Raw genomic sequence first — 12845 nt, forward strand, 5'->3', positions numbered from 1 at the left:
GCGATGTACAGGAACATTCTTGTGACGGTCGATCTCGGCGAGGCCGAGGCGGAGAAGAAGGCGATCAAAACCGCCGTGGAGCTGGCGCGGTTCACCGGCGCCAACCTTCACGTGCTCACGGTCGTGCCGGATTACGGCCTGTCCCTCGTCGGCGGCTTCTTCCCGAAGGACCACGAGAAGCAGGCGATCGAGCACGCGAACAAGGCGCTGCACGACTATACGAAGGCGAACGTCCCAGCGGACGTGAAGCATCGCCACATCGTCGGCCACGGCTCGATCTATCGGGAGATTTTGCACTATGCCGCAGTCAGCAAGGCCGATCTCATCGTGCTCATGGCCTCCAAGCCGGGCCCTGAGAACTATCTTCTCGGACCGAACGCGGCCCGCGTGGCCCGCCATGCAGACGTGTCCGTGCATGTGGTCAGATAGGGGCTATCTCGCTCGACGATCCTAACGGGTATTGCAAACGCCACATCTTTGCCGGTTTCGAGCGCACCAATGTGATTGCCTGGAAAATGCTCAGGCTCTGCCACGCCAATGGTGAATCCCGGTTGCGTCAGAAGCCGCTTGCGTGTGGCAGCCATGTCGAAAGCGACGGAATCAGTGTCAGCATCGTGAGCACGATCAGGTGCGCGACCATGAACGGCGGCATCTCTCGTACGAGTTCGCCCACGTTGAGCCTCACCGTTGATGAGATAACGAACAGCAGTGCGCCGACCGGCGGCGTGATCAGTCCGATCGTCAGGTTCACGATCACGATCATCGCGAACTGGAACGGGTCTATGCCGAGACTGTGCGCAATAGGCGAAAGGATCGGCACGAGCACCATCACACCGGGCAGCGGGTCCATGAACAGGCCGAACAGAATCAGCAGCAGGTTGACGGCGAGCAGAAAGACGATCGGGCTCAGGTTCCAGCCTGAGATTACGTCGGCAAGCGTCTGCGGAACGCTCTCGATGATCAAGACCCACGCGAAAGCGCGGGCGGCGGCCAGGATGACGAGCACCGAGACGCTGACGAGTGCGGCGCGCAGGAGGATCGCTGGCAGATCGCGCGGCTTGAGGGACCTGTAGACGAACGTTCCGCACAGCACCGCGTAGAAAACAGCGACCACCGACGCTTCGGTCGGCGTGAAGATGCCGCCGCGGATGCCGCCGATGATGATCACCACCAGCATCAGGGCCGGGATCGCCAGGAACGTCGTCCGCACCATTTCGGCGAGCGCTGGCCTTGGTTCGCTCGCGCGGTATCCCCGCTGGCGACAGACATGCCAGTTGGCCGCGCACAGCATGGCCGTCATCGCGAGCCCCGGCACGATGCCGGCCATAAACAGCCCGCCGACCGAGACCTCGCTGACCTGCATGGCATAGAGGATCATGATGTTCGACGGGGGGATGATCGGCCCGATAACCGCGCTCGATGCTGTCAACGCGCCGGCGTAGGACTTGTCGTAGCCGCTTTTCTCCATCATGCGCACCATCATCGCGCCGGGGCCGGCCGCGTCGGCGAGAGCCGACCCGGAGATGCCCGCGAACATCGTCGATGACAGCACGTTCGCATAGCCCAGACCGCCACGCAGATGACCGACGAACTGCGAGGCGAAGCGCAGCAAGACGGTCGTCATCGCACCGCCGGTCATCACCTCGGCGGCGAGGATGAAGAACGGCACGGCCATTAACGGGAAGCTGTCCAGGCAGGAGAACATCTCCTTTACCACGACAAGCATCGGATAGCTCGATCCGAACCAGACGGCCAGTGCCGCCGAAATCGCGAGCGAGAATGCGACCGGAACGCCGATAAGGAGAAGAACGAAGAAAGAGGCGAAGAGGATTGTCACCATGGCAGTGTCCGAATCTCGTCCATGTCAACCGCCGTTCGTCGGAACATCGTCCGTGCTCCCGCCCGTCGCCACGTAGTTCTTAAGAACCAGCAGGAAGTGGACGATGAGCAGCGCAAAGCCGACCGGCATGGCGGCATAGATGGTGTAAAAGGGGATTCTCGTCGCGGGCGTCAGCTGGCGGCCCATGCGCGACATGTAGTCATGGCCGAACCATGCCATCCCGGCGAAAAAGCCTAGCACGAGCATCGAGACGACCATGCGCAGCGCACGGCTTGCACGATCCGGCAAGAGGTCGTGCAGATTGGTTATCGCGACGTGTCCGCCCGAGCGCAGGACCAGCCCTGCACCGAGAAACGTCATCCAGATCATCAGGTAGCGGGCGACTTCTTCCGCCCAGGTTAGCGAGAAGTTGGTCAGATAGCGTAGCGCGACATTGGTGAAGACGATCACCGCCATCGCTGCCAGCATCAGCAGCACCAGCCATTCGTTGACCGTCACGAAATGACGCTCGTACATTTTCATCGTTTCTCACCTCGAAAGGGGCCGGCACGGCCAAAGCCGTGCCGGCGGCACCTGCGGCGGTCGGCGCAGGGCCTTTATTCGGTCGCGATGATCCGTTCGACGAGATCCTTGCCGTAGATGCCGTAATACTGCTCATAGGCGGCCTCCAGCGCGCCCTGGAACGCTGCCTTCTGCTCCGTGGACAGTTCGCCGACGGTCATGCCCTCGGATTTCAACTGCTCCACGCCCGAGGTTTCGACGCCATCGACGAAGGCGCGCATCGCCGTAACGGCTTCGACGGCGCCCATGCGAAACATCTCCTGGTCTTCCTGAGACAGGCCGTCCCAGAGCGGACGGGAGACGAGGAACACCGTCGGCGAATAGACGTGCCCCGAGAGGGTGAGATAGGTCTGGACTTCGGAGAGTTTCGCCGAGGTGATAACGGTGAGCGGGTTCTCCTGACCGTCGATCGTGCCCTGCTCCAGAGCCCCGATGACTTCCGGCCATGCCATCGGCGTGGGTGCGGCCCCAAGCGTCTCGAAGGCGGTTATGTGAGTGGGGTTCTCCATCGTCCGCAGCTTCAGGCCCGCGATATCAGCCGGCGCTTCGATGGCATTGCGGTTGTTTGTGATGTGGCGGAAACCCTGCTCGCCCCATGCGACCGCGACCAGCCCGACATCGTCGAACTTCGCGAGAATCTCCTGTCCCACCGGGCCGTCGAGCACCCGGCGCGCGTGGCCAAGGTCGCGAAAGAGAAATGGTATGTCGAAGACACCTGCTTCCGGCACGAAGTTGGACAGGGTTCCGGAGGATACGATTGTCGTCTCGACGGTGCCGAGCTGGACGCCCTCGATCACTTCGCGCTCGCCGCCGAGCCCGGAGGATGGAAAGTGCCGGAACGTGTAACGCCCGTCGCTTTCCGCCTCAACATATTCCTGCCAGCGATCGGCCGCGACACCATAATGCGATGTCGGAGCCAGCGCATAGCCGAGCTTGATCTCCTGTTGCGCGGATGCCGATGTGGCGAGACCCGCCAGTGTCGCGGCAGCGAGCGCGGCGCGAACGAATTGTCTTCTCGAATGCAGCATGATCTTTCCTCCCTGTTGTGATTGTTGAGCGAAACCGTCTTGGCTTGCCAGCTATCCGGTTACGGCTCCTTCATTGGCCGGCCTGGCGAGAGCGGCGAACTTCGCAAGCACGCCGCGCGTGTAGCGCGGAGCAGGCTGACGCCACTCGCGCCGCCGTCTTTCGATCTCTTCTGTCGAAACCTCGAGCTGGAGCAGGCGGCGTCCGGCGTCGATCGTGATCTTGTCGCCCTCCTCGACCAGCGCAATCGTTCCGCCGACGAACGCCTCCGGCGTGACATGGCCGACGAGCATGCCCCACGAGCCGCCGGAAAAGCGCCCGTCGGTGATGAGACCGACCTTGTCGCCGAGCCCGCGGCCGACGATCGCCGAGGTCGGTGCGAGCATCTCCGGCATGCCGGGACCGCCCTTCGGTCCGAGATAGCGCAGCACGAGCACGTCGCCCGGCTGGATCGCACCGGAAAGAATGGCGTCCAGCGCGGATTGTTCGTCGTTGAACACGCGCGCCGGTCCGGTGATCGACGTCGACTTCAGGCCGGTGATCTTCGCAACGGCGCCGCCCTCTGCCAGATTGCCGCGCAGAACCGCAAGATGACCTTCTTTGTAGAGCGGCGCATCGACGGGGCGCACCACGTCCTGGTTGGATGGTGGATGGTCGGGAACGTCCGCGAGTTCCTCCGCGATGGTCCGGCCGGTGATCGTCAGGCAGTCGGGATTGATGAGCCCAGCGTTGAGCAGCAGCTTGAGCACCTGCGGCACGCCGCCCTGACGGTGCAGGTCTACCGCCATGTATCGGCCGGAAGGCTTGAGGTCGCAGATGACCGGGACCCTTCTACGAACGCGCTCGAAATCCTCGAGCGTCCACTCGACATCGGCTGCATGGCAGATGGCCAGATAGTGAAGCACCGCGTTGGTAGAGCCGCCGGTCGCCATCACCAGGGCGATGGCGTTCTCGATGCTTTCGCGCGTGATGATATCGCGCGGCCTGATGCCTTTCCTGACCGCCTCCACCAGAACGGTTGCCGAAGCGGTCGTAGAATCCAGCTTCTCCTGATCGACATTGGCCATCAGTGAGGAGCCGAGCAGCGACATGCCGAGCGCCTCGAAGGACGAAGCCATCGTGTTCGCCGTATACATGCCGCCACAGGCGCCCGTGGTTGGACATGCGTGCCGTTCGATGCCCTCGAAATCCTCCTGGCTCATGCGACCAGCCCTGATCGCGCCGACGGCTTCGAATGACGAGATGACCGACAGGTCCTCGCCCTTCCAGTTTCCTGGCTTGATGGTGCCGCCATAGACATAGACCGCCGGTACGTTCGCCCGCGCGATGCCGATCATGCCTCCGGGCTTGTTCTTGTCGCAGCCGCCGATGACGAGAACACCATCCATCCACTGGCCCTGAACTGTCGTTTCGACGCAATCCGCGATCACCTCACGCGAAACGAGCGAGTATTTCATGCCTTCGGTGCCCATCGACATGCCGTCGGAGATGGTGGGAACGCCGAACATCTGGGGATTGGCGCCGGCCGCCTTGATCGCAGCGGCGGCGGCGTCAGCGAGAGGCTGAAGTCCCGCGTTGCAGGGCGTGATCGTCGAGTGGCCGTTGGCAATCCCGATCATCGGCTTCGCGAAGTCCTCGCTTCGATAGCCGAGCGCCCGAAACATCGCCCGATTGGGCGAACGTTCGACGCCTTTGGTGATCTTGCTCGATCGCAGTTTCTGCGGCACTGGCTGCCCTCCCGCGGCTGGCTGGTAAGGCGAAGCATAGGCGGGAGCGTAGTAATCCTGGAAATCTATTTATCATATGGTATTAGGTCATACTGCATATCAATGAGGCCATCATGGAATTGCGCCAACTTCGCCATTTCGTTGCCGTGGCCGAAGAACTGCACTTCGGCAGGGCGGCCGAGCGCCTGCATATGACGCAGCCTCCGCTCAGCCAGAGCATACAGGCGCTGGAGGTTGATCTTGGGGTGCAACTGTTCTTCCGCACCAAGCGAACTGTGCGGCTGACGCCGATTGGAAATGAGTGGCTGCCATACGCAAGACGCGTTTTGGGCGAAGCGATGGAGCTTCCGGACCTGGCGCGGCGCCTGTCGCGAGGTGAGGTCGGCAGGCTGCGCGTGGCTTTCGTCAGCTTCGTCGGTTACAGCTTCCTGCCGAGGCTGGTCAGCCGCTTCAAGCAATCCTTCCCCGAAGTGGAAATCGATTTGCACGAAGCGACCAGCAACGTCCAGCTCGAGAGCTTGCTTGCAGGTGAACTGGATGTCGGCCTGATGATCCCGCCACCGAACCGTGCCATGCCGGCGCCCCTCGGCTACGTGCCGATCAGTTCGGAAGAACTCATTGTTGCGATGCCGTCACGCTGGGTGGATGGCAGCGATCCCGCCTCCAAGGAACGAACTGTCTCGTTCGATGATCTGAGGGACAAGCCGCTTGTGCTTTTTCCCCGCACGGGAGCGCCTGTTCTTCATGATCTCGTCACTCGCTTGTACGCCGATCACGGAGCACAACCCGTTGTCGGCCAGCGCGCGATGCAAATGCAGACCATCATCAATCTGGTGGCCGAGGGAATGGGGTTGGCGTTCGTTCCGAGTTCCATGCGCAGCCTGTCGCCGTCTGGTGTCTCCTATCTGCGGCTGCGGGAAAGTGCCCCCACGATCGAAGTGGGGATGGGCTGGAGACCGGAACAAGCCTCAGAAATCGTCCGGAAGTTTGTCGCATTTGTCGAAGATGAAATGGCAAAAGGGCGAGGTGAGGTATGCCTGACATCTACGGTCGCGTTGGGATGAACTTGTTCTTGCAGGTTCCGCTGACGATACGATGCTCTTCTTTCCTGGAAATTGTTCCGTCAAATGATCCTGTGGACAGGAACGATCACCATCGACGTACTCAAAATTGTCCAGAGGCGCTGTAAATCTGCCGTCACCAGCCGCGATCCGACGTTGTCCTCGTCGACGGTCGGATAGTGAATCAAATTGTTGGTATAATTATTGGTATGCAAGATATAAAATATAATAAATGTTAATATTATCAAATAGATAAATAATTATTTTTAGCCCCGCAAGCGGCACCACTTCCTTCCATGAAGCGATACGGCGTTCGCGCCCTGACCACGTGAGGCCGGGCGGCGGTTTCCTGTCGTCTTCCTGACATGGAAGGATGATGTCTTCCGGCTGCCTCGGGACAGGCGGCCGCAAGCGGGGCTGTGGCCATGTTCGGGGGCGCGGATGCGGCCGGTAACCGGCCGCGGTTTGTCCGGCGCGGCGCTTCCGGGCGGATGCGCCGGCCCTCGGGTTCTTGCGCATGGTCGAATTTCTCTTCTTCGTCTCCGGGGTGCTGCTTCTCGTCAATCTGGCCAGCATCGCGATCGCCGCGTGGCGGCTCGATCCTGACGGCATCGAGGCGCCCGCCGCCGCCGGGCGGCCTGCGGCTCCCCCGGTGTCCATCGTCATCCCCGTGCGCGGCATCGAGACGTTCTCGCGCGAGACCCTGGCGAGCGCGTTCCGCCTCGAATGGGACGAATACGAGCTGATCTTCTGCGTCGCCGACCGCGCCGACCCGATCGTCGCGGCGATCGAGGCGGCGATGGCGGCCCATCCGTGGGTCGCGGCGCGGGTGCTCTTCGGCGACGACCGCATCAGCGCCAATCCCAAGCTCAACAATTGCGTCAAGGGCTGGCGCGCCGCGCGCCACGACTGGGTGGCGATCGCCGATTCCAACGTGCTGATGCCGAAGGACTTCGTGCGCCGCCTGATGGCGGCCCGGCGCACGGACACCGGCCTCGTCTGCTCCACGCCGCTCGCCACCCGCCCCGGCAATTTCTGGGCCGAGGTCGAGTGCGCCTTCCTCAACACGCATCAGGTGCGCTGGCAGTATGCCGGCGAGGCGCTGGGCTTCGGCTTCGCCCAGGGCAAGACCATGCTGTGGTCGAAGCCGCTTCTCGACGCCCAAGGCGGGATCGAGGCGCTGGCCGCCGACATCGCCGAGGATGCAGCCGCGACCAAGCTGGTCCACCGCCTCGGGCTGAAGGTCCATCTCGTCTCCTCGCCCTTCGCGCAGCCGCTCGGCCGGCGCAGCCTCGGCGAGATCTGGGCGCGGCAGGCCCGCTGGGCGCGGCTGCGCCGCGTCACCTTCCCGGCGTTCTTCGCGCCCGAGATCCTGCTCGGCGCGTTGCCGCCGCTCGTCCTTGTGCTGGCCGCAGCGGCCATCGGCGGCATCAGCCTGCCGGCGACGGCCGCCTTCGTCCTCGCCGCGGCCTATCTGCCGGAGCTGCTGCTGGCGCGGGCGAAGAACTGGCGCCTTTCTCTTTACGCCCTGCCGGCGCTGCTGGCGCGCGACCTCGTCATGCCGGTGGTCTGGCTCCGCAGCTGGGTGGTCGGCCGGTTCGAGTGGCGCGGGAACCCGATGACCGCCGGCACGCGGATCTCCGAGCTGGGGGAAGCCGCCGCGCTTCCGGCGCACCGGGCGCATTGAGCCTCGCTGCTTCGCGTGGAGCCGGAAGGGTCAGGCCCCGGCGTCGCGCGGCTGGCTGCGCGCAGAAGCCGACGGGCCGCGCCGGGCCGCGTCGAGATCGAGCGGCCGGTCGGGGATGGTGATCGAGAACACCGTGCGCCCGCCCCGGCTTTCGACCAGCTCGAGCGTGCCGCCATGGGCGCGCACCAGCTCGTGCGCGATGGCGAGGCCGAGGCCGGTGCCGCCGGTGCGGGCGGAGCCGCGAAACGCCGAGAACAGGTTCTCGCGCGCCTTCTGCGGCAGGCCCGGCCCCGTATCCTCGACCAGGATGCGGGCGACGCCGCCGGTTCGTTCGGCGCTGAGCGTCAGCCGGCGCACCAGCGCCGGCGAGGCGTTGCCCGACATCGCCTCGATCCCGTTGCGCGACAGGTTCGACAGCACCCGGAACAGTTGCTCGGGGTCGGCGTCGATCTCGAATTGCGGATCGACGGCGTTGACGAGCTCGATCCGCGCCGCGACCTCGGGACCGGAAAGCGCCAGCACCTCCTCGACGAGGTCGTGCAGCCGCAGCCGCAGGCGCGCCGGCGGCGGCTCCTGCGTGCGGCCATAGGCCAGCACGCCTTCCGAATAGGAGATCGCCCGGTCGAGCGTGCGCATCAGCCGCGGGGCCATGCTGCGCACGCCCGGATCGTCGACCCGCGCCAGCCGGTCGGACATCAGCTGCGCGGCGGCGAGGATGTTGCGCATGTCGTGGTTGATCTTGGAGACGGCGAGGCCGAGATCGGCGAGCCGCCGGCGCTCGACCAGCATGCGCTGCAATTCGCCCTGCATCGCCGCCAGCTCGCGCTCGGCGACGCCGATCTCGTCGCTGCGAGTGCCGGCGCGGATGATGCGGGCCGGGTCGTCCGGCGCTTCGGCGAAGGCGAGCATCGAGCGTGTCATCGCCCGCATCGGTCGGATCATCACGCGATGGATGGCGTAGAAGACGAGGCTCGCCGTCACCAGCGACAGGATGAGCGACAGGAGCGCGACGTTGCGCGCATAGGCCACCATCGCCTTGCGCAGGTCGGTCTCGGCCATCACCAGCTCGAACTCGCGCTCGCCGCCGCCGAAGGGCGCGAAGACGCGCAGCACCCGCTCGCCGCCGAACACCAGCGCGTAGAGCGCCTCGTGCACCTCGCCGAGCGGCGAGGCGCTGCCGAGGTCGACGTGAAGGTCGATGTCGTGCGGCATGTCGACGGCGACGAGCAGGCGCGAGGAGCCCTCGTCGCGCACCGCGAGCGCCATCGCGCCGAGCGCGCGCAGCACGTCGTCCTGCACCTCACGCGACAGGCTGTCGGGGTCGCTGTCGACGAGGACGATGCCGACGGCCGCCGCGGTCGACAGCCGCTCCTCGAGCCAGCTCAGCCGGAAATTGGCCAGCGACGGCAGGAAGATCAGCATCTCGGCCAGCGTGACGAACAGCGCGGTCAGCACGAGCAGCTTCATCGACAGCCCGCGCGTCAGCGGCACGCGCTCGCCGGCGCGCGCCTCCGAGCGCTCCCCCGCGCGCGGGGGAGCGTTTTCCTGCCGTTCGTTGCCGTCCTGCGTCACATCGTCATCCGTTCAGCCCGGCCAGGAATGATGGCCAGGGGCGACGTGCAACGATAGGGCAGGGCGGGCCGTTTGCCAATTTGGTGGCATGGGCCATCGCATTGACACCTTGTAAGCGCCCCCCTATAAGCGCCCGACGCTCGGGCCTTCGGTCCGGCGCGGCGCTGGCTGTGCATTGCCGGCATTCGCGTATCGGGAAGGCGGGCGAACGCTCCTGCTCATGAAGAGTCAGATCCAAGAAGGGCCGCACACCGCGGTATTAAACAAATGAAGCGCACCTATCAGCCCTCCAAGCTTGTCCGCAAGCGCCGCCACGGTTTCCGTGCCCGCATGGCCACCAAGGGCGGCCGCGCCGTCATCGCGGCCCGCCGCAACCGCGGCCGCAAGCGGCTTTCCGCCTGACCGGCGTTTAAGGCCGGACGGTGGCCGCCCGGCCGACCGGAATGCTTCCCGCGCGGCTGAAGAAGCGCGCGCAGTTTCTGGCCGTGCGCCGGGGCGAGAAGCGGCGCGGCCCGCTCTTCCTGATGGAAGTCCTCGACCGGGGCGACGGCGGCGCGCCGCGCCTCGGCTTCACGGTCACCAAGAAGGTCGGGAACGCGGTGACGAGAAACCGCATCCGCCGGCGGCTGAAGGAAGCTGTCAGAACCCGTGCCGGTGGTGACATGGCGGCCGGCAGCGACTATGTCATCGTCGGGCGGCGCGAGGTGCTCGACGCCGCTTTCGACGATCTGGCGCGCGAATTGTCCCGCAGGATGCGCGGCGGCCGGCAGCCCAGGCAATCCCAGCGGTAGGGCCCAGCGGTAGGGAATCGATGGAAAACAATCGCAATTTCTTCATCACGATCGCGCTTTCCGTGCTGATCCTCACGCTGTGGCAGGTGTTCTACATGAACCCGCGCATCGAATCCGAGCGCGAGGCCGCCCGCATCGCCGCCGAGCAGGCGGGCGAGGCGCAGCCTGCACAACCCGGCCAGCCGGCGCAGCCCGACCTGCCGGCCGCGCCCGGCGGCTCCGACCTGCCGGGCGGCGCGGCCCCGGCCGTCCCCGGCGGCGGCACCGGCGTTCCGGGCGGCGCGCTGACGCGCCAGGACGCCATCGCCGCCAACGGCCGCGTCGTCATCGAGACCCCGCGCATCTCCGGCTCGATCAACCTGACCGGCGGGCGCATCGACGACCTCGTCCTCAAGGACTACCGGGTGACGGTCGAGAAGGATTCGCCGAATATCGAGCTTCTCAGCCCCTCGGTGATGCCCGACGGCTTCTATGCCGAGGTCGGCTTCATCGGCGGCGAGGCGACCGGCTCCCTGCCGGGGCCGGACACGGTATGGACGCTCGAGGGCGAGGCGAAGCTGACGCCGTCGACCCCGGTGACGCTGCGCTGGACCAACGACCGGGGCCTGACCTTCACCCGCACCATCGCCGTCGACAACGACTATCTCTTCACATTCTCCGACCAGGTCGCCAATGAAAGCGGCGAGGCGGTGAGCCTGTCCAATTACGGCCGCGTCGCGCGCATCGGCACGCCGCATGTCGCCGGCTTCTACATCCTGCACGAGGGCCTGATCGGCGTCACCGGCACGGAAGGGCTTCAGGAGATCGACTATTCCGATCTCGCCGAGAAGCGCCAGATCGTTCCCGGCAAGTCGAGCGACGGCTGGCTGGGCATCACCGACAAGTACTGGGCCGTGGCGATGGTGCCGTCGAGCGCGCAGGAGTTCCAGCCGCGCTATGCCTTCTTCGACGATGGCCGCGTGCGCTACCAGGCCGACTACCTGACCGACCCGGTGCAGATCGCGCCGGGCGAGACGCGCACCGTCGAGACGCTGGTCTTCGCCGGCGCCAAGGAAACGGCGAAGATCGACGCCTATCAGGAGAGCCGGAACATCCGCAATTTCGATCTCCTGATCGACTGGGGCTGGTTCTACTTCATCACCAAGCCGATGTTCTACCTGATCGACTGGCTGTTCAGGCTGCTCGGCAATTTCGGCCTCGCCATCCTCGCCACCACCGTCGTCGTCAAGCTCATCTTCTTCCCGCTCGCCAACAAGTCGTACAAGTCGATGGCGAACATGAAGAAGGTGCAGCCGCAGCTCCTGGAAATCCGCGAGAAATACGCGGACGACCGCATGAAGCAGCAGCAGGCGATGATGGAGCTGTACAAGACCGAGAAGATCAACCCGCTCGCCGGCTGCTGGCCGGTGCTGATCCAGATCCCGGTGTTCTTCGCGCTCTACAAGGTGCTCTACGTCACCATCGAGATGCGGCACGCGCCGTTCTTCGGCTGGATCAGGGACCTGTCCGCGCCGGACCCGACCTCGATCTTCAACCTGTTCGGCCTTCTGCCCTACGACGTGCCCGCCTTCCTGATGATCGGCATCTGGCCGCTCATCATGGGCGTGACCATGTTCCTGCAGATGCGCATGAACCCGACGCCGCCCGATCCCACCCAGGCGATGATCTTCAACTGGATGCCGGTCGTCTTCACCTTCATGCTGGCGGCATTCCCGGCCGGACTCGTCATCTACTGGGCGTGGAACAACACGCTCTCGATCATCCAGCAGGGCTACATCATGAAGCGCCAGGGCGCCAAGATCGAGCTGTGGGACAACCTCGCCGGCCTGTTCAGGAAGAAGCCGAAGCCGGCCGAGTAGGCCGGCAAGCAGAAAAAGAGTCGGCCGGACGGGCCGGCAGGCAGGACGCGGGAAGAGATGACGCAAGGCACGCCGGCCCCCCCCGCCAGCCCCGAAGTGTTCGCCCGGCCGTGGGTGTTCATCCGCGGCGTGCCGGCGATGAAATTCCTGCCGCCCGAGGGGCCGGCCGAGATCGCCTTCGCCGGCCGCTCCAATGTCGGCAAGTCCTCGCTCATCAACGCGCTGGTCAACCGCAAGGGGCTGGCCCGCACCTCGAACACGCCCGGCCGCACGCAGGAGCTCAACTATTTCGTGCCGGACGGCTATTCGGGCGAGGCGGGCGACCTGCCGCCGATGGCGCTGGTCGACATGCCGGGCTACGGCTACGCCCAGGCGCCCAAGGCGCAGGTCGACGCCTGGACGAAGCTTGTCTTCGACTATCTCAGGGGCCGCGTGACGCTGAAGCGCGTCTATCTCCTGATCGACGCCCGCCACGGCATCAAGAAGAACGACGAGGAGGTGATGGACCTTCTCGACCGCGCCGCCGTCTCCTACCAGATCGTCCTGACCAAGGCCGACAAGATCAAGACCGCCGGCCTGCCGCGGCTGATCGAGGAAACGGCGCTCAAGGTGAAGAAGCACCCCGCCGCTTTTCCGGAAATCCTCGCCACCTCGTCTGAAAAGGGCCAGGGGATGGACGAGCTGCGCGCCGCCATCGCGCTTGCCGTCGCCGGCGGCTGAT

12 protein-coding genes are annotated in these 12845 nt (G+C 65.0%); 7 read left to right on the plus strand and 5 right to left on the minus strand.

Annotation, left to right across the window (positions count from 1 at the left end; all coding sequences use genetic code 11):
- Positions 1–3: 3 nt before the first annotated feature.
- Positions 4–429, plus strand: coding sequence for a universal stress protein (locus tag M9945_RS06515; RefSeq protein ID WP_367943887.1), 426 nt, complete (start codon positions 4–6; stop codon positions 427–429).
- A 127-nt stretch (positions 430–556) separates the two neighbouring features.
- Here M9945_RS06515 and M9945_RS06520 read toward each other — a convergent pair whose 3' ends face one another.
- The 4 genes from M9945_RS06520 to ilvD form a co-directional block, all read right to left on the minus strand.
- The gene (locus M9945_RS06520; RefSeq protein ID WP_367943888.1) at positions 557–1840 is read right to left on the minus strand and encodes a TRAP transporter large permease; all 1284 of its coding nucleotides are present in this window, start codon (positions 1838–1840) and stop codon (positions 557–559) included.
- A 24-nt stretch (positions 1841–1864) separates the two neighbouring features.
- Positions 1865–2362, minus strand: a complete 498-nt coding sequence (locus M9945_RS06525; protein ID WP_367943889.1) for a TRAP transporter small permease — start codon at positions 2360–2362, stop codon at positions 1865–1867.
- 74 nt (positions 2363–2436) lie between these two features.
- Positions 2437–3429, minus strand: coding sequence for a TRAP transporter substrate-binding protein (locus tag M9945_RS06530; protein ID WP_367943890.1), 993 nt, complete (start codon positions 3427–3429; stop codon positions 2437–2439).
- A gap of 51 nt (positions 3430–3480) precedes the next feature.
- On the minus strand, positions 3481–5154 hold the full coding sequence (ilvD, locus tag M9945_RS06535; protein ID WP_367943891.1) for a dihydroxy-acid dehydratase: 1674 nt from the start codon (positions 5152–5154) through the stop codon (positions 3481–3483).
- 113 nt (positions 5155–5267) lie between these two features.
- Between ilvD and M9945_RS06540 the strand changes: the two genes are divergently transcribed.
- Complete coding sequence (locus M9945_RS06540) at positions 5268–6218, plus strand: LysR family transcriptional regulator (RefSeq protein ID WP_367943892.1); 951 nt, start codon at positions 5268–5270, stop codon at positions 6216–6218.
- A 514-nt stretch (positions 6219–6732) separates the two neighbouring features.
- Entirely contained in the window at positions 6733–7902 is a 1170-nt protein-coding gene (locus tag M9945_RS06545) for a glycosyltransferase (protein ID WP_367943893.1), read from the plus strand.
- Positions 7903–7932: 30 nt separating this feature from the next.
- On the opposite strand, the gene M9945_RS06550 is transcribed toward M9945_RS06545, so the two are convergent.
- Positions 7933–9393, minus strand: a complete 1461-nt coding sequence (locus M9945_RS06550; protein WP_367944783.1) for an ATP-binding protein — start codon at positions 9391–9393, stop codon at positions 7933–7935.
- Positions 9394–9741: 348 nt separating this feature from the next.
- Between M9945_RS06550 and rpmH the strand changes: the two genes are divergently transcribed.
- From rpmH to yihA, 4 genes are read left to right on the plus strand one after another with little or no spacing between them, the layout of a single operon-like run.
- Positions 9742–9876, plus strand: a complete 135-nt coding sequence (gene rpmH / locus M9945_RS06555; protein WP_047147556.1) for a 50S ribosomal protein L34 — start codon at positions 9742–9744, stop codon at positions 9874–9876.
- A 41-nt stretch (positions 9877–9917) separates the two neighbouring features.
- A complete protein-coding gene (gene rnpA / locus M9945_RS06560) occupies positions 9918–10265 on the plus strand; it encodes a ribonuclease P protein component (RefSeq protein ID WP_367943894.1) in 348 nt (115 codons plus the stop codon).
- A 20-nt stretch (positions 10266–10285) separates the two neighbouring features.
- A complete protein-coding gene (gene yidC, locus M9945_RS06565) occupies positions 10286–12124 on the plus strand; it encodes a membrane protein insertase YidC (RefSeq protein ID WP_367943895.1) in 1839 nt (612 codons plus the stop codon).
- Positions 12125–12181: 57 nt separating this feature from the next.
- Positions 12182–12844, plus strand: coding sequence for a ribosome biogenesis GTP-binding protein YihA/YsxC (gene yihA / locus M9945_RS06570; RefSeq protein ID WP_367943896.1), 663 nt, complete (start codon positions 12182–12184; stop codon positions 12842–12844).
- The last annotated feature ends 1 nt before the right edge of the window (position 12845 follow it).

The organism is Aquamicrobium sp. (assembly GCF_023954335.1).
Classification (GTDB): domain Bacteria; phylum Pseudomonadota; class Alphaproteobacteria; order Rhizobiales; family Rhizobiaceae; genus Aerobium.